Origin of the sequence: Pseudomonas sp. R1-18, from assembly GCF_051132095.1 — a bacterium.
Lineage (GTDB): Bacteria > Pseudomonadota > Gammaproteobacteria > Pseudomonadales > Pseudomonadaceae > Aquipseudomonas.
Genome location: NZ_CP071658.1, coordinates 3892202 through 3908616 on the forward strand (window position 1 = coordinate 3892202; position 16415 = coordinate 3908616).

Annotated in this window: 10 protein-coding genes and 1 pseudogene; 9 read left to right on the top strand and 2 right to left on the bottom strand. The window is 59.4% G+C overall.

The features are described from left to right. Nucleotides 1–195: 195 nt before the first annotated feature. Together J3P77_RS17830 and J3P77_RS17835 are read right to left on the bottom strand one after the other, a co-directional pair. Nucleotides 196–1587 (bottom strand): PhoH family protein, encoded by a 1392-nt coding sequence (locus tag J3P77_RS17830; RefSeq protein WP_434677901.1) that lies wholly within the window; start codon nt 1585–1587, stop codon nt 196–198. A gap of 439 nt (nt 1588–2026) precedes the next feature. After that, nucleotides 2027–3208: pseudogene (locus tag J3P77_RS17835) on the bottom strand (polysaccharide deacetylase family protein); the annotation flags it as partial. 151 nt (nt 3209–3359) lie between these two features. On the opposite strand from J3P77_RS17835, the gene yaaA reads away from it, so the two are divergent. The 9 genes from yaaA (at nt 3360) to J3P77_RS17880 (ending at nt 16218) form a co-directional block, all read left to right on the top strand. Then, nucleotides 3360–4139, top strand: a complete 780-nt coding sequence (yaaA, locus tag J3P77_RS17840; protein WP_434677902.1) for a peroxide stress protein YaaA — start codon at nt 3360–3362, stop codon at nt 4137–4139. 815 nt (nt 4140–4954) lie between these two features. Further along, nucleotides 4955–6271: a nucleotide sugar dehydrogenase gene (locus J3P77_RS17845; RefSeq protein WP_434677903.1), complete on the top strand. Its 1317-nt coding sequence runs from the start codon at nt 4955–4957 to the stop codon at nt 6269–6271. Nucleotides 6272–6372: 101 nt separating this feature from the next. After that, complete coding sequence (gene alg8, locus J3P77_RS17850) at nt 6373–7854, top strand: mannuronan synthase (protein WP_434677904.1); 1482 nt, start codon at nt 6373–6375, stop codon at nt 7852–7854. A 41-nt stretch (nt 7855–7895) separates the two neighbouring features. Beyond that, entirely contained in the window at nt 7896–9068 is a 1173-nt protein-coding gene (locus tag J3P77_RS17855) for a PilZ domain-containing protein (protein ID WP_434677905.1), read from the top strand. Nucleotides 9069–9070: 2 nt separating this feature from the next. Next, nucleotides 9071–10483, top strand: a complete 1413-nt coding sequence (gene algK / locus J3P77_RS17860; RefSeq protein WP_434677906.1) for an alginate biosynthesis TPR repeat lipoprotein AlgK — start codon at nt 9071–9073, stop codon at nt 10481–10483. Next, nucleotides 10480–11982 (top strand): alginate export family protein, encoded by a 1503-nt coding sequence (locus J3P77_RS17865; RefSeq protein ID WP_434677907.1) that lies wholly within the window; start codon nt 10480–10482, stop codon nt 11980–11982. Before algK ends, J3P77_RS17865 begins: the two co-directional genes overlap by 4 nt. A 26-nt stretch (nt 11983–12008) precedes the next feature. Continuing rightward, on the top strand, nt 12009–13619 hold the full coding sequence (algG, locus tag J3P77_RS17870; protein ID WP_434677908.1) for a mannuronan 5-epimerase AlgG: 1611 nt from the start codon (nt 12009–12011) through the stop codon (nt 13617–13619). Between the two features lie 14 nt (nt 13620–13633). Further along, on the top strand, nt 13634–15076 hold the full coding sequence (locus tag J3P77_RS17875; RefSeq protein ID WP_434677909.1) for an alginate O-acetyltransferase AlgX-related protein: 1443 nt from the start codon (nt 13634–13636) through the stop codon (nt 15074–15076). An 8-nt stretch (nt 15077–15084) separates the two neighbouring features. After that, nucleotides 15085–16218 carry a mannuronate-specific alginate lyase gene (locus J3P77_RS17880; RefSeq protein ID WP_434677910.1) on the top strand — a complete coding sequence of 378 codons (1134 nt, stop codon included), beginning with the start codon at nt 15085–15087 and terminating at the stop codon, nt 16216–16218. Nucleotides 16219–16415 lie beyond the last annotated feature (197 nt).

The following is a 16415-nucleotide window of genomic DNA, read 5'->3' on the forward strand; positions in this document are numbered from 1 at the left end:
GGGATGACTCCTTGACCGGAGCCCGGATTGTAAACCTGTAGCGGCGCGGTGTGGGAGCGGACTTGTCCGCGAAAGGGCCGGAGCAGGCGGCCCATTTGTTTTACCTTCGCCGACGCCTTCGCGGACAAGTCCGCTCCCACAGGCTCAGTTCAATTGCTGTGGGAGCGGACTTGTCCGCTCCCACAGGGTTAACTGTTACAAATGACTCTCCGCATATTCAGCCAGGATGGAGCGTGGCACGCCTTGCAGGGTGATGTGCACGCCGTTGGGGAAGTCCTTGAAGCGCTCCGTCAGGTAGGTCAGGCCGGAACTGGTGGCCGACAGGTAGGGGGTGTCGATCTGCGCCAGGTTGCCCAGGCAGACCACCTTGGAACCGGCGCCAGCACGGGTGATGATGGTTTTCATCTGGTGCGGTGTGAGGTTCTGGCATTCGTCGATCAGGATCAGGCTCTGCTGGAAGCTGCGGCCTCGGATGTAGTTAAGGGATTTGAACTGCAACGGCACTTTGCTGAGGATGTAATCGACGCTGCCATGGGTGTTTTCGTCATCCATATGCAAGGCTTCGAGGTTGTCGGTAATCGCGCCGAGCCAGGGTTCCATTTTCTCTGCCTCGGTGCCGGGCAGAAAGCCGATTTCCTGATCCAGGCCCTGCACGCTGCGGGTGGCGATGATCCGGCGATAACGCTTGGTGACCATGGTCTGTTCGATGGCGGCGGCCAGCGCCAGGATGGTTTTACCCGAACCGGCGGCGCCGGACAGGTTGACCAGGTGGATATCCGGATCCAGTAGCGCGAACAGTGCCAGCCCCTGGTAGATATCGCGCGGTTTCAGTCCCCACGCTTCCTGATGCAGCAGCGGTTCCTGATGCATGTCCAGGATCAGCAGTTCGTCGTTGCGGACACCCTTGATCCAGCCCACAAAACCCTGCTCATCAATGATGAATTCGTTCATGTGCACTGCGGGAAGGATTTCCGTCATCTGCACCCGGTGCCAGGTACGACCGCGGTCCTGGCGCGTGTCGACCTTGCTGACCCGATCCCAGAACGAGCCGGTCATTTCGTGATAGCCGCGCGACAACAGGGAAACGTCGTCCACCAGCTGATCGGTGCTGTAGTCCTCGGCCTCGATGCCACAGGCCCGCGCCTTGAGGCGCATGTTGATGTCTTTGGTCACCAGCACCACGCGCAGGTCCTTTTCGCGGGCGTGCAGGTCGATCAACTGGTTGATGATGATGTTGTCGTTCAGGTGGTCGGGCAGCAGGCTGTTTTCTTCGCGCTTGCTCATCAGGATCGACAGATAGCCCTTGAGCACACCCGTGCCGCGGTCTATCGGGACGCCCTTTTCAACTTCGTCCGGCGAGGCTTCGCCCAGCGTCTTATCGATCAGGCGGATGGCCTGGCGACATTCTGCGGCGACCGAGTGCTTGCCGTCCTTGAGTTTGTCCAGTTCCTCCAGAACCGTCATGGGGATGGCGACGTGATGCTCTTCAAAATTCAGCAGTGCATTTGGATCATGGATCAATACGTTGGTATCGAGCACGTAAAGGATAGGCTGGTTGGTGGAGGGGGTGCGTCCGTGATCATCCATACTCGCTCACCTTTTCAGAAGCCAGGTAGCGCAGAACCACACAAAGCTGCGCCACGGAAAGGCCGCCGGGGTCTTCCCTTAAGGCAGGGAAGATATTGCTCAAGGTGGGTCTTGGAGGACGCCACCTGTGTTGCAGGTTTCGGCGGTCTGTCTTCGTAATACAGCAAAACAGATGACAGGAAAAAGCTCTTTGACAGTTTTTTGAAGTTTATTTCACAGCTTGACGAATAGCGCTTGGCGGACGTTCCGGACGCGTTTACAGTCCGAAGTCAGCTCATGTCATTTACTGCCCGGATTGCTCTGCGAATCACTCCTGCGGCTGCTGTTCACTCCCCTCCTCCTGCACGTTCCCGCCTTGCTCTTCGGGTTCGGTGGCCGGCGTTTCTGCGGGCTCCGTCGACTCCTCGGACGACTCATCAGACGCAGCTTCCGGCACTTCCTCAGGCTCGGGCGCTTCTTCCGGCTCCGGCTCAGGTGCTTCGTACAGGTTGCGGCAGTCGTCCCAGATCAGCTCGCTCTGCCAGGTATTGGCAAGCAGCAGCGGCAGCGCCGACTGCGCCTTGTTGGCCGTGTCATGGAAAACCACTGTCCCGCGACGCCAGAGGAGCATCAGGGTCAGTACACGGTCGCTGATCTGCTCGGCGGTAAGCCGGCCGGTTTCGTCCTTCGCGTCGATATTCCAGAGCGAAACGCGCAGATGCTGTGAGCGAAAGAACTCGCCGCTGTCGGCGCGCCGATGGCCGTAAGGCGGACGGAACAGGGGAACGAAGTTATCCGGCAACACCTGCTCGACCAGACTCAGGGTGCGTTGCACTGAATCCTGCCAGCCTGTCCACTGGCTGTGCGACCGATACTCCCAGCCCTGTATGCCGACGCATTGCTGCCGGTACAGCGCCTGCAGGCTGCCCGCCGAGGAAGCTTGCAGCCGCTCCTGAAGATTCTTGCCCAATACGAAAAACGTCGCGGTCATCTTCTGCTGGCGCATGAAGTCGGCCAGCCAGTCTGTGTTGCCATTGGCTGCGCTCGGGCCGCTGTCGAAGTTGAGCATGAAGGTGCGATCCGGCATTTCATCGCCGCTCATCTCGTCGGAGTTGTAGCGCTCGATCTCGCTGCTGGTCTGCGGGAACAGCGCCGCCATATACAGCAGCTCGTTGAGATAGCGCTCATGGAATGCCGCGCTGGGCTGAGCCCACGCCGCATAGAACGAATCACCCGAGACGACATATTCCTCGGCGCGCTGACGCAGCTGTTCCATGTCTTCGACCAGCACGCAGAAGTTGGCATCTTCGCCGCAGCTCTTTTGCGCATGTTGGTAGTTATCCAGCAGACGCTGCCACAGTCGGTGACGCACGACATTCACCGAAGACAGATTGACGAAGCGCAGGCCCAGGCGGCGCTTGAGCCCTTCTTCATCGAGTTTTTCGCTGAGGTACAACGCATGGGCGAAGGCGAGAATCTCCGCGCGCGATGCCACGTCGAACAACGCCGCCGTTTCCAGGCGCTCAGGCCACACGCTGCGGTCCATGGTCGCGCTGACCGGTGGCGCCGCTTGCACTGTAAGCCCCGACAGACACGCGCACACTGCTAGAACGATACGCCAACCCACTACTCTCTCCTTCAATCAACCGCATCACGCAACGCCGGCACTATAGCCGATCTGCGGTCCGCATCCGGCATGCGGCAACGATGCCTCAGGCCTGCTATCGCCACCATAGATGGAGTCACGCGCCTCCATCCCCTAGAATCGCGCCTCGATCAAAGGAGACGATTTCATGCTGATGGTGATATCTCCGGCAAAGACGCTCGATTTCGAGACGCCGCCGACCACTGCACGTTATACCCAGCCGCAATATCTGGATCACTCCCAGGAGTTGATCACTCAGCTCCGCGAGCTGACGCCCGCGCAGATCAGCGAACTGATGCACCTCTCGGACAAGCTTTCGGGCCTCAATGCCGCACGTTTCGGCAGCTGGAACCCGGCTTTTACGCCGGATAACGCCAAGCAGGCACTGCTGGCTTTCAAGGGCGATGTGTACACGGGACTGGACGCTGAAACGCTGGATGAAGCCGAACTCAGCTATGCGCAGGACCATCTGCGCATGCTGTCCGGGTTGTACGGCCTGTTGCGCCCACTGGACCTGATGCAACCCTATCGTCTTGAAATGGGCACGCGCCTGGCCAATGCGCGTGGCAAGGATCTTTATGCGTTCTGGGGCACGCGGATCAGCGAATGGCTGAACCAGGCACTGGCAGACCAGGGTGACGACGTGCTGTTGAACCTGGCATCCACCGAATATTTTTCAGCGGTAAAGCGCTCGGCGCTCAATGCACGAATCATTGACACCGAATTCAAGGACCTGAAAAACGGCCAGTACAAGATCATCAGTTTCTACGCGAAAAAGGCACGCGGGATGATGAGTCGTTTCGTGATTTCCGAACGTATCAACGACCCCGCACAGCTCAAGTCATTTGATATTCAAGGCTACCGATACAGTGCCGAACAGTCCTCGCCGGACAAGCTCGTTTTTCTGCGCGATACCCCCGAACGATAGAAGTTACCCTCAAGCGCGGTAAGCCAAATACCGCGCAAATACCGCTTAAATACCCGTGCAAAATACAGATTTGCCGGGAATCTGACGCCAGCCAAACGTCAAAAAACAGCATGTGTATTCGACCCCTCGTTTGATACGAAAAAAACTTAAATTTTTTTTTGTGGGACGCATCGCAAGCCGCTCGTGATGGCAAAACCGTAGCTACGCCGCTTCACCCTTACAGAATCGGGCTTGCGTCGTAGTTGCCATCATTGTGCAACCACAGTCTGTAATCGCGTTGATACGATTGAATCTCGAAATGAGGACGAACGGCCTGGAACTATCGCCAAACGTTACGCTCCTACATCCCGTAACAATTCTCGCCAACCTTGTAAGAGATCACTTACAACGAGGCGAGACAAAGGGAAGTTACCGACGACGAAGTTTGATCTCAGGATCAAGGCTGTAGGTACCAGGTTAAATGCACATCACAAGTTGAATAAGGTAGCCAGGCCAAGCCCCGGAAAGGTGTATCGAGCAGGACACGAGCTGGACGCGCAGGGCTCTAGCCCATGGGTTTTCAGATCGGGAGTTCAGGTATTGCCCTAAAGGAGTGGTTCACCACACTCAGAGAGCAGGGCCCTTCCCAACAGGGACAGGACACTTGCCGCTTGCACTTAGTGCCATTGAGTCAGCCTCATTGATTTAGGCACTCACTTATTAAATATGCCTGCGTTAGTTATGTGGACTTTATAAGCCCGCATCCACTGACGTGTGATATCTGCTGGCCAAAATTAATATCCAGCCAACTTTGGCGTGAAATCGAGGAGAGTACGATGCGTATCAGCATCTTTGGTTTGGGTTACGTCGGTGCAGTATGTGCCGGTTGCCTTTCTGCACGTGGTCATGATGTTGTGGGTGTAGATATCTCCAGCACCAAGATCGACCTTATCAATAACGGCAAATCGCCTATCGTTGAACCCGGCCTGGAAGACCTCCTGGCGCAAGGTATCCGCAACGGCAAACTGCGCGGTACTACGGACTTCTCCGAAGCCATTCGCGCCACTGACGTTTCGATGATCTGCGTCGGTACGCCAAGCAAGAAGAACGGCGATCTGGAACTCGATTTCATTGAATCGGTTTGCCGCGAAATCGGTTACGTTCTGCGTGACAAGACTTCCCGCCACACCATCGTGGTTCGCAGCACCGTTCTGCCAGGCACTGTCGCCAACGTGGTCATCCCGATTCTGGAAGACTGCTCGGGCAAGAAAGCCGGCGTTGATTTCGGCGTGGCAGTGAACCCTGAGTTCCTGCGTGAAAGCACCGCGATCAAAGACTACGATCACCCGCCAATGACCGTTATCGGTGAGTTCGACAAGGCCTCCGGTGACGTACTGCAATCGCTGTACGAAGAACTCGACGCACCGATCATCCGCAAGGACATCGCCGTTGCCGAAATGATCAAGTACACCTGCAACGTATGGCACGCGACCAAGGTCACTTTCGCCAACGAGATCGGCAACATTGCCAAGGCTTGCGGCGTCGATGGCCGTGAAGTCATGGAAGTGGTCTGCCAGGACAAGCAGCTGAACCTGTCCCAGTACTACATGCGCCCAGGCTTCGCCTTCGGTGGTTCGTGCCTGCCAAAAGACGTTCGCGCCCTGACCTATCGCGCCGGCAGCCTGGACGTGGAAGCGCCTCTGCTCAACTCGCTGATGCGCAGCAACGTTTCCCAGGTACAGAACGCTTTCGACATCGTGGCCGCCCACGACACTCGCAAAGTCGCCCTGCTGGGTCTGAGCTTCAAGGCCGGTACCGACGACCTGCGTGAAAGCCCGCTGGTAGAGCTGGCCGAAATGCTCATCGGTAAAGGCTTCGACCTGAGCATCTACGACGCCAACGTTGAATACGCTCGCGTTCACGGTGCCAACAAGGACTACATCGAATCGAAGATTCCGCACGTTTCCTCGCTGCTGAATTCCGACTTCGACGAAGTCATCAACAACTCTGACGTCATCATCCTGGGTAACCGCGACGAGCGTTTCCGCTCTCTTGCCAACGAAACCCCGGCTGGCAAGCACGTTGTGGATCTCGTGGGCTTCATGTCCAAGAGCACCAGCGAAAGCGGCCAGGCCGAAGGGATCTGCTGGTAAATCAGCCGCAAGCCACAAGCGCCAAGTTCCAAGCCACAAGTTTCAAGCCCCGTGCTTGAAACTTGGGGCCTGAGGCTTGCAACTGACTCAGGGATACCGATATGCAGAGGCTCAAGCACGGCCTTTTAGAGGCCGCCGGTTGGCTGTTTTACCTAAGTTTGTTAATGGGCATCGCTACGGCGTTGCCTACCAGTATCTTCGACTCTCAGTCGAAGAACTTTATTTTCCTGATTGGCGCCGTGGGCATCTGGCGCTATTCGATGGGCATCACGCACTTCGTGCGCGGGATGATCTTTCTGTACATCGTCTACCCTCGCCTGCGCCGCAAGGTTCGCAAGCTGGGCAAGGCTGCGGATCCATCCCATGTGTTCCTGATGGTCACCAGCTTCCGGATCGACGCGCTGACCACCGCCCAGGTGTACAGCTCGGTGATTCGCGAAGCGATCGACTGCGGTCTGCCGACCACAGTGGTCTGCTCGCTGGTGGAGATGTCTGACGAGCTGCTGGTCAAGAGCCTGTGGGCCCGCATGAATCCGCCGGATCGGGTGACACTCGACTTCGTGCGCATTCCCGGCACCGGCAAGCGTGACGGCCTGGCTTACGGCTTCCGCGCCATCTCGCGCCACATGCCGGATGACCGCGCTGTCGTGGCGGTGATCGATGGTGACACCGTGCTGAACGAAGGCGTCGTGCTCAAGACCGTGCCGTGGTTCCACATGTTCGACAACGTCGGCGGCCTGACCACCAACGAGTTCTGCGAAGTGCGTGGCGGCTACATCATGAGCGAGTGGCACAAGCTGCGCTTCGCCCAGCGTCACATCAACATGTGCTCGATGGCGCTGTCCCAGCGTGTTCTGACCATGACCGGCCGGATGTCGGTGTTTCGCGCCACGGTGGTGACCGACCCTGAGTTCATCGCCGACGTGGAAAGCGACTCGCTCAAGCACTGGCGTCTGGGCACTTTCCGGTTCCTGACCGGCGACGACAAGTCCAGCTGGTTCAGCCTGATGCGCCTGGGCTACGACACGTTCTACGTGCCTGACGCAGCGATCAACACAGTGGAGCACCCGCCCGAGAAGAGCTTCTTCAAGGCCAGCCGCAAGCTGATGTATCGCTGGTACGGCAACAACCTGCGTCAGAACTCCCGCGCTCTGGGCCTGGGCGTCGGTCGTCTCGGTCTGTTCACCAGCGTGGTGCTGTTCGACCAGCGTGTGTCGATGTGGACTTCGATCCTCGGCCTGACCGTCGCGATCATCGCCAGCTTCAAGTACGGCGGCGCTTTCCTGCTGATGTACCTGCTGTGGATCGGCATGACCCGCCTGATTCTGACGCTGCTGCTGTCGTGCTCGGGACACAGGATAGGCCCGGCCTACCCGATCATTCTCTATTACAACCAGATTGTCGGCGCCCTGATGAAGATCTACGTGTTCTTCCGCCTGGATCGCCAGTCCTGGACGCGCCAGGACACCAAACTCAGCCGCGATCTGGCCAGCTTTCAAGGTTGGTTCAACACCTGGTCGTCCCGGACCATGACTTTCTCGGCTGGCACCATCTTCGTCGCTGTGCTGTTGACGATGGTTTGACCGGGCCAATGGATTAAATCGATTAAGTAGGAAAAATAGCCATGAATACAGCCGTGAAGAATGTAAACGTCGTACACGAATCCGAAGCCCAGCGCCAACACGCCCGGGTCAAGATCCCAGCCAAATTGCGCCTGCTCGACGAGCCGAACGCACCTCTGGTTCGTATCGAAGACCTGTCCGCCGGCGGTCTGAGCTTCATCGCTCCGGGCCAGCGTCGCCTGCAGGCCGGTGAAGTGCTCAAGGGCCGTCTGCAGTTCCTGATCGACAACCTGGGTCTGGCGATGGATGTGGACCTGCAGGTTCGCTCCATCGATTCGAGCACCGGCCGCGTCGGTTGCCAGTTCCAGAACCTGGAAGCTCAGGACATCGCGACCCTGCGCCACCTGATCACTTCGCACTTGTCCGGTGACATCGTCAGCATGGGCGAAGTACTCGCCACCCTGCAGCGCGACAACTTCACCAAGGCGCGCAAGACCAAGGGCAGCGACGGCGGCATGAGCACGGCGGGTCGTATCCGCGCCGTGGTGTTCAGCCTGGGCATCTTCCTGGTAGGTCTGGCAGCGTTCGGTTTCATCTTCAAGACTGTTTACGGCCTGTATTTCGTCAGCCACGCCTCGGCTGGCCTGGTATCCGTACCGAGCATGGATGTGACCATGCCTCGCGAAGGCACCGTACAAAGCCTGGTACCGGTCAACAGCGAAGCCACCAAAGGCGCGCCGCTGGCGACTTTCAACACCAGCATGCTGGAAATGCTCAAAGGCAGCCTGACCGGTGAAGACCTGCAGCCTGCCAAGATCGAAGAGCTCTACGGCAAGCAAATGAACGGCACCATGACCAGCCCATGTGACTGCGTCGTTGCTCGCCAGCTGGTTCCGGACGGTCAGTTCGCATCCAAAGGCCAGGTGGTTTTCCAACTGGTGCCACGCAATGCTCCGGCCACTGTTGAAGCACGCTTCACCTACCGCCAGTTCAACGACGTCAAACCAGGCACTCGCGTGAGCTTCCAGGTTGCCGGCGAAGACCGCACCCGTACCGGTCAGATCATCAGCAGCGCCAACCTGAACGACGCCGACCTGGCCACCGACATCCGTGTCCAGATCAAGCCTGACGAAAGCCTGAGCAGCTCGCTCGCCGGCCGTCCAGTTGAAGTGGTCAGCGACCGTGGTCCTTCGATGAACTGGCTGATCGACAAAGCCATGGCTGCAGGTCTGTAACCATGACCAGCCCACTACGACGCCTGTCGACCCCCACGCTATTGAGCCTCGCCGTCGCGCTCGGCCTGAGCGGCTGTGCCGGCCTGCCTGATCAACGCCTTGCCAATGAAGCCTTGAAAAACGGCGACACCACATTGGCCGAGCAAAATTATCGGCAGCTGGCGGACCTGGGCTACAGCGATGCACAGGTCGGTCTGGCCGATATTCAGGTGGCCACGCGCGACCCTGCGCAGCTCAAGGAAGCGGAAGCGACCTACCGCGCAGCCGCTCAGACTTCGCCACGGGCGCAATCGCGCCTGGGGCGTCTGCTGGCCGCCAAGCCTGATGCCACCGACGCCGAACGTCAGGAAGCGGAGGCCCTGCTCAAGCAGGCCTTCGCCAACGGCGAATCCGGCACTCTGTTGTCGCTGGCAATGCTGTATCTGCAATATCCGCACAGCTTCCCGAATGTGAACGCGCAGCAGAAGATCGATCAATGGCGCGCCCAGGGTTATCCGGAAGCTGGCCTGGCTCAGGTGCTGCTGTATCGCACCCAGGGCACCTACGACCAGCACCTGGACCAGGTCGAAAGCATCTGCAAACAGGCGCTGACGACCACCGACATCTGCTACGTCGAACTGGCGACCGTCTACCAGAAGCGTGGCCAGACCGAGCAGCAGACTGCGCTGATCGAACAGCTCAAGAGCGCCCATGCCGCCGGCCGCGTCAATGCGCAGCGCGTCGACAGCGTCGCTCGCGTGCTGGGCGATGCCGAAGTCGGTACGCCGGACCCGAAAACCGCTCAGCAGTTGCTCGAAGGCATTGCTCCGGGCTACCCGATTTCCTGGGTCACCCTGGCCAAGCTGCTGTACGACTTCCCGGAGCTGGGTGACGTCGACAAGATGATGGAATACCTCGACAACGGTCGCGCCGCGGACCAACCGCGTGCCGAACTGCTGCTGGGCAAGCTCTATTACGAAGGCAAGTGGGTGACGCCAGACGCCAAAAAGGCCGAGGAACACCTCAAGCGCGCCGCTGCGACTGAAATCTCTGCCCACTACTACCTCGGCCAGATCTACCGCCGCGGTTACCTGGGCCAGGTTTACCCGCAGAAAGCCGTGGACGAGCTGCTGATCGCTGCTCGCGGTGGTCAGAACAGCGCCGATTTCGCCATGGCGCAGCTGTTCTCCCAGGGCAAGGGCACCAAGCCGGATCCGGTCAACGCCTGGGTCTTCAGCCAGCTCGCACTCGCCAATCAGACCCCGCAGGCTGTTGAGCTTGCGCAAACCCTGAACGCACAACTGCCGCCTGAAAAACTCGCCGTCGCCAAGGACCTGTTGGCCCGCGAGCAAAAAGTACGGGGAGCTACCGCCAGCCAGAACGCGCTGGTGATGCAGTCCCTGCAAGAAGAAAAAGACGGTGAGGAAGCACTATGAAGTTGAAACCCCTGGTGGCCGCGGGCATGGGCCTGGGCTTCACCCTGCTTTGGGCCTGCCCGACATTGGCAGCGCTGACCGAAGCACAGAATTTTGGCCTGGAAGTGAAAGTCACTGCTCAGGCGGAAGACGACCGTGATCTGGGCACTCGCTCGGGCGGCGACGTCAATGGTCTGGGTCTGGACCTGCGCCCTTGGGTCTACGGCGAACGCGGCAACTGGAGCGGTTATGCAATGGGCCAGGTGGTGACCGCCACTGACACCATTCAGACCGACCCGCTGGAACAGGCAACGACGGACGGCGAAGGCACCACCCAGGCTCGCGGCAACGCCAGCGAGCGTGAAGTCGACAAATCGTATGCCGCACTGCGGGAATTCTGGGTCGGCTACAGCGGTTTCACGCCCTACCCCGGCGAACTGCTGAAGGTCGGTCGCCAGCGCCTGCGCAATGACGACGGCCAGTGGCACGACGTGAACATCGAGGCGGTGAACTGGGTCTTCGATACCACGCTGCTGCGTGCCGATGTGGGCGCTGCACAGCGCTTCAGCGAATATCGCACCGACCTGACCGAACTCTCGCCTGAAGGCGAAGACCGCATGCACCTGTTCGGTGACGTCAGCTACCAGTGGCTGCCCGGCCATTGGGCAGGCGTCCGCGCTCATTACAGCAAGGATGACGGCAGCCTGAAGAATGAGGGCGAGCGCCTCGACGATCTGGACAAGATCGAGAACGGCAAGCTTACCTGGCTGGGTCTGCAGGCCAACAGCGACGCTTACAACTACCGCAACACCAACACGGTCAATTACTGGGGCAGCGTCACCTGGCTCAACGGTGACCGGACTCGCACCGGCGCCAATCTGGTCGACGGCACCAGCGATCAATATGAAGCCGGCGCCAGGCAAAAACGCGATGTCAGCGGCTGGGCAACTGACCTGGGCCTGCGTCTGCGCGTCGATCCCCAGTGGCAAGTAGGCGCCGCCTACTCCCGCGCCAGCAAGGACTACGAGCAGAACGGTCTGGAGAGCAACCGCTCGAACTGGACCGGTACCCGCTCGCGCGTTCACCGCTTCGGCGAGGCGTTCCAGGGCGAAATGGCCAACGTGGAAAGCGGCTCGCTGTTCGCCTCCTGGCAGATGAACGACGAGTACGACGCATCGCTGATCTACCACAAGTTCCGTCGCGTGGACGGCAACTCCGGTATCGGCGGCGCGGGCGTCAACCCGGTGCGCGAGAACCGCGACGGCGCTGGCGCACTCGACGGCACGTTCAGCTCGCTGCCGCTGGAAGACGGCCGCAAGGACCTGGGTCAGGAAATGGATCTGGTAGTCACTAAGTACTTCAAGGGTGGCTTGCTGCCCGCTGCGGTGAGCCAGTCGTTCGACGAGCCATCGGCTCTGGTGCGTCTGCGTGCCGGCGTCTTCAAGCCTGGCGATGCTTACCACAACGGCGTGGATGAATACATGCACCGCGCCATTGTCGACGTCATCTGGCGCTTCTGATGCAAACCGTCCAAGGAGTGCGATAGATGAACAGTCAAGCAAGCAATGTGCGTAACCGCACCTGGCCGCACGCTCTGCTCGAAAGCGCAGTGTTGAGCGGCGCGCTGTTGGTCGCCAGCACCGCGGCGCTGGCCAACACGCCGGTCGCAGTCAGTCCGGCTAAAGGCATAGTCAAGGAGCTGCAACAGGCCAAGACCTACACCATCAGCAGTCCGCCTGCCGAACCGCTGGCGATGGAAAAGCCGGTTCTGCCTGATTTGAGCGGCTACACCGCCGAGGCGGCGCTGAAAAAGATCGTGCGCAACAAACCGGGCAAGGTCACCGTCACGCGGATGATGGAAGAAATCGGCCTGAAGGAGTTCATCGGCGGCGATAACAAGATGGCCGAGTGGGTGGAGCGTCAGCGCGGCATCCCGCAAGCCATCATCATCTCCGACGGTTACGTGAATCTGCAGGACCTGGCGAAGAAAGTCCCCAAGCAATTCCTGAGCGAAGTCTCGCCGGGCGTCTACGTGGCGCGCCTACCGATTCTGGTCAAGGAAACCGGGATTTTCGAGATCGACAAGCAGACCAAAGAGCTGCGCCTGTCCCAGGAAAAAGGCTCGTTCCTGGTCAGCGAAGGCAAGCTGCTGATCACTCACACTCAGGTCAACGCCTGGAGTGAGTCGCGCAACAGCCTGGCCACGTATCGCAAGCCTGACGAGTTCCGCCCGTTCGTGCTGACCTGGGGTGGTTCGGAAACCTGGATCGCCAACACCAAGATGGCGAGCATGGGCTATGACCAGAGCAAGTCGTACGGCATCAGTATTTCGCAGTACACGCCCAACACCGCCAAGGTGCTCAAGCGTCCGGAACCGACCGGCTGGATCATCGATTCGGAGTTCTCGGACTTCTGGTACGGCTTCTACTGCTACGAAACCCGCGACTTCGTGGTCAAGGGCAACGTCTACCGCGACAACATTGTTTACGGCATCGACCCCCACGACCGTTCCCACGGTCTGATCATTGCCGAAAACGATGTGTACGGGACCAAGAAGAAGCACGGGATCATCATTTCCCGTGAAGTGGACAACAGCTTCATCTTCCGTAACAAGAGCCACAACAACAAATTGTCGGGCGTGGTACTGGACCGTAACAGCGTCAACAACATCGTCGCCTACAACGAGATCTATCAGAACCACACCGACGGCATCACCTTGTACGAGAGCGGCGACAACCTGCTCTGGGGCAACCGTGTGATCGCCAACCGTCGCCACGGCATCCGCGTGCGCAACAGCGTGAACATCAAGCTGTACGAAAACGTCGCGATAGCCAACGGCCTGATGGGCGTCTACGGGCACATCAAGGACCTGACCGACACCGACCGTGACATCCAGCTCGACCCGTTCGACGCCCAGGTCTCGCTGATCGTGGTCGGTGGCGAGCTGACCAGCAATGGTTCCGGCCCGCTGTCCATCGACTCCCCGCTGAGCGTGGAGCTGTATCGCGTAGCGATGCTGGCTCCCACCAAGGCGGCGGGCATCACCTTCAACGGTGTGTTAGGTGATCGCCAGGATGAAATCCTCGACCTGCTGGTCCGCCAGAAGAAAGCCGTATTGATCGATCCCGTCGAAAGCCAGTCGGAGCTGCGGGAATGAGGAAGGGTATTGCCATGCAAGCACAATTGATCAAGTTCCTGGGCCTCTCCGGCCTCACCGCCGCGCTCATGGCAGCGGCCGGTGCGGCGCGTGCCGATGACACCCAGGCGCCATCGTTCACCGCTGAACCGTGCTGCCAACTGTGCCCGGCCGCTCACGATGCGAAGAACTACGTCACCCGTTACCAGCAGAACTTCACCACCCTGGTACAGGCCGAAGGCGACTGGCTGTTCCGTACTCAGGAAGACCTGCGCACCGAGTTCGACACCACGCCGGCCGGCTATCGCCGCATGAAGCAATTGCACGATGCCTTCAAGCGCAAAGGTGTGGAACTGGTAGTGGTGTATCAGCCAACCCGTGGTCTGGTGGATCGCAACAAGTTGCTGCCAACCGAACGCAACAAGTTCAACTACGACACCGCGCTGAAGAACTACCAGGCCATGCTCGGTCGCTTCAGCAAGATGGGTTACTGGGTGCCGGATCTGTCGCCGTTGACCAACGAGCAGCAGGCTCACGATTTCTACTTCCGCGGCGACCAGCACTGGACGCCTTATGGCGCGCAGCGTACGGCGAAAATCGTGGCCGAGACCGTGAAAAAGATCCCGGCCTACAACGACATTCCCAAGCGTGAGTTCGAGAGCAAGGTCACCGGGCGCATGGGCAAGACCGGCACTCTGCACAACATGGCCGGCCAGCTCTGCGGCACCAGTTATGCAATCCAGTACATGGACCAGTTCAGCACCGAACCCAAGGGCGAAGCCGGCGACGGCGACCTGTTCGGCGATTCCGGCAACCCGGAAATTACCCTGGTCGGCACCAGCCACAGTGGCAAGAACTACAACTTCGGCGGCTTCCTGCAGGAATACATGAGCGCCGACGTGCTCAACGTAGCGTTCCCCGGCGGTGGTCTGGAAGGCGCGATGATCCAGTACCTGGGCAGCGAAGACTTCCAGCAGCGTCCGCCGAAGATCCTGATCTGGGAATTCTCGCCGCTGTATCGCCTGGACCAGGAAACCATCTATCGCCAGATGATGGCGTTGCTGGACGGCAATGGTTGCGAAGGCAAGCCGGCGGTCATGAGCGCCAGCACCACGCTCAAGCCGGGCAACAACGAAGTGCTGGTCAACGGCAAGAACGGCATCAAAGACATTCGCAACGGCAACAACCAGATCGACATCCGTTTCGCCGACACCTCGGTGAAAACCCTTCAGGCCCGTCTCTGGTACATGAACGGTCGCCACGAAGACGTGAAGATCGAAAAACCGAACACCGCCGATACCGACGGACGCTTCGCCTTCCAGCTGCGTGAAGACGAGGACTGGGCTGGCCAGCAACTGCTGGCGCTCGAAATCCAGGGACCGGAAGCAGGCACAGCACCACAGAAAGTCGAAGCCAAAGTATGTAAACGCAACGTGCTTTCGAGCGCTGCGCAACAGACCGCTCAAGCCGGACTATGAGGTGACCGATGCAGACTCCGAAACTGATTCGCCCTACCCTGCTGTCGATGGCAATCCTGTCGTCGATGGCTTGGGCAACAGCCGCGTCCGCTGCCGCGACGCTCGTGCCACCAAAGGGCTACGACGCGCCGATCGAGAAAGTCAAAACCGGCAGCAATGACTTCAAGTGCGAAGCCGTGCCGAAGCCGTACACCGACAAACTGGTGTTCCGCAGCAAGTACGAAGGCTCGGACAAGGCCCGCGCGACGCTCAACGAAGAGTCCGAAAAGGCCTTCCGCGATGCGACCAAGGACATCACCACACTTGAGCGCGGCATCAGCAAAGTGGTCATGCAGTACATGCGCGATGGCCGCCCCGAGCAACTCGATTGCGCCATGAACATGCTGACCACCTGGGCCGAAGCCGATGCGCTGGAGTCCACGGACTTCAACCACACCGGCAAATCGATGCGCAAATGGGCATTGGGCAGCATGGCGTCGGCCTACCTGCGCCTGAAGTTCTCGGACTCCCAACCGCTGGCCAACCGTCAACAGGAAGCACAGGTCATCGAAGCCTGGTTCGCCAGACTGGGTGAACAGGTGGTCGGTGACTGGAGCAACCTGCCGCTGGACAAGGTCAACAACCACTCGTACTGGGCCGCCTGGTCGGTGATGGCAACCTCCGTCGCCACCAACCGCAAGGACTTGTTCGACTGGGCGGTGAAGGAGTTCAAGGTCGCCGCCAATCAGGTGGACAGGGACGGCTTCCTGCCGAACGAGATCAAGCGCCGTCAACGCGCTCTGGCCTATCACAACTACGCGTTGCCGCCGCTGGCGATGATCGCCAGTTTCGCCCAGGCCAACGGTGTCGATCTGCGCCAGGAAAACAACGCCGCGCTCAAGCGCCTGGCCGACCGGGTGCTGGCCGGCGTGAAAGATCCGGACGACTTCGCCTCGCGCGGCGGTGAGAAGCAGGACATGGAAGACCTGAAAAAGGATCCGAAGTACGCCTGGCTCGAACCTTATTGCTCGCTCTACAGCTGCAGTGCGGATGTGTTGCAGGAGAAGCACGACAAGCAACCGTTCAAGACGTTTCGCCTCGGCGGCGACCTGACCAAGGTCTACGACCCGGAGCATGAAAAGGGCGACAAGAACGGTTCTTGATGGGTCAGGAACTTTTTGTAGGAGCGAGCTTGCTCGCGATGGCGATTGTTCGATCAACACCTCTGTTGCGAACGTACCGGCCTTTTCGCGAGCAAGCTCGCTCCTACAAGACAGTGATGTGAGTGGATTCACCCCCCTTGGTTTCCACGGGGGGTTTGGGGGGGCCTTGAGCCCTTGAATGTTGGACCTACGGAGAG

Coding starts and splice junctions, on each gene's coding strand:
- J3P77_RS17830 (WP_434677901.1), bottom strand. CDS start 1,587: ATGGATGATCACGGACGCACCCCCTCCACCAACCAGCCTATCCTTTAC.
- yaaA (WP_434677902.1), top strand. CDS start 3,360: ATGCTGATGGTGATATCTCCGGCAAAGACGCTCGATTTCGAGACGCCG.
- J3P77_RS17845 (WP_434677903.1), top strand. CDS start 4,955: ATGCGTATCAGCATCTTTGGTTTGGGTTACGTCGGTGCAGTATGTGCC.
- alg8 (WP_434677904.1), top strand. CDS start 6,373: ATGCAGAGGCTCAAGCACGGCCTTTTAGAGGCCGCCGGTTGGCTGTTT.
- J3P77_RS17855 (WP_434677905.1), top strand. CDS start 7,896: ATGAATACAGCCGTGAAGAATGTAAACGTCGTACACGAATCCGAAGCC.
- algK (WP_434677906.1), top strand. CDS start 9,071: ATGACCAGCCCACTACGACGCCTGTCGACCCCCACGCTATTGAGCCTC.
- J3P77_RS17865 (WP_434677907.1), top strand. CDS start 10,480: ATGAAGTTGAAACCCCTGGTGGCCGCGGGCATGGGCCTGGGCTTCACC.
- algG (WP_434677908.1), top strand. CDS start 12,009: ATGAACAGTCAAGCAAGCAATGTGCGTAACCGCACCTGGCCGCACGCT.
- J3P77_RS17875 (WP_434677909.1), top strand. CDS start 13,634: ATGCAAGCACAATTGATCAAGTTCCTGGGCCTCTCCGGCCTCACCGCC.
- J3P77_RS17880 (WP_434677910.1), top strand. CDS start 15,085: ATGCAGACTCCGAAACTGATTCGCCCTACCCTGCTGTCGATGGCAATC.